Source organism: Allobosea sp. GW821-FHT10B12 (assembly GCF_059415545.1).
The window spans coordinates 1-1033 of sequence record NZ_JBWKNL010000022.1; the positions used below are offsets into that span (position 1 = coordinate 1).

Below are 1033 nucleotides of genomic sequence, written 5' to 3' on the forward strand. Positions count from 1 at the left end.
GCGACCTCGAGCACCGGGCGCTCGGCCGCCTGGACGGTGTCGGGCGTTTCAGTCGGCACGTCCGACTGTCCGGTCGTACGGTCGACCACCGGGAAGCGCATCGGCCGCCCACGCCCTTCCATCGAGCCCAATCGCGGCACCGCCGAGAGCAGCGCTTTGGTATAGGGCTTCTGCGGGCTGGCGAAGATGTTCTCGGTCGGGCCGGTCTCGATCTCGTCGCCATTGTACATGACGACGGTGCGGTCGGCGATCTCGGCGACCACACCCATGTCGTGCGTGATGAAGAGGACGGACATGCCCTCTTCCTGCTGCAGCTGCTTGATCAGCTCGAGGATCTGCGCCTGGATCGTCACGTCGAGCGCCGTCGTCGGCTCGTCGGCGATCAAAAGCTTGGGCTTGCAGGCCAGCGCCATCGCGATCATCACGCGCTGGCGCATGCCGCCCGAGAAGCGGTGCGGATATTCGTGGAAGCGCGACTTCGCCGACGGGATCTTGACCTTCTCCAGCAGGCGGATGGTCTCGGCCTCGGCCTCCGAGCGCGACAGGCCGCGATGCAGGATCAGCGCCTCGGCGATCTGGAAGCCGATCGTCAAGACTGGGTTCAGCGAGGTCATCGGCTCCTGGAAGATCATCGCGATCTCGTTGCCGCGGATCTCGCGCATCTGCGCATCAGGCAGCGTCAGGAGCTCCTTGCCGTTCAGCTTGATCGAGCCCTCGATCCGGCTCGAGCCGGGCGGCGTCAGCCGCATGATCGACAAGGCCGTCACGCTCTTGCCCGAGCCGGACTCGCCGACCACGGCAAGCGTCTCCTGCGGCTTGATCTCGAAGGAGATGTTGCGCACCACCGGCTTCCACAAACCCTCGACACGAAACGAGGTCGTCAGGTTCGAGACCGACAAGATCGGCGATGTCATGCAAGCTCCCTCAAAATCAACCAAGCGCCCCGCCCTCTTCCGGAGCGCTCACCAAAAACCACTCCACAATAACCACCACGACAGCATTGTCAGCCAACCAGCACGCTGATTTTCAGAGC

General features: G+C 64.0%; 1 protein-coding gene. It reads right to left on the reverse strand.

Features of this window, described 5'->3' with window-relative positions; translation table 11 throughout:
- Window positions 1-914: ATP-binding cassette domain-containing protein (locus tag AC07O0_RS30285; RefSeq protein ID WP_494628553.1), on the reverse strand; the 914-nt coding region annotated here is incomplete at its 3' end.
- Between the last annotated feature and the right edge of the window lie 119 nt (window positions 915-1033).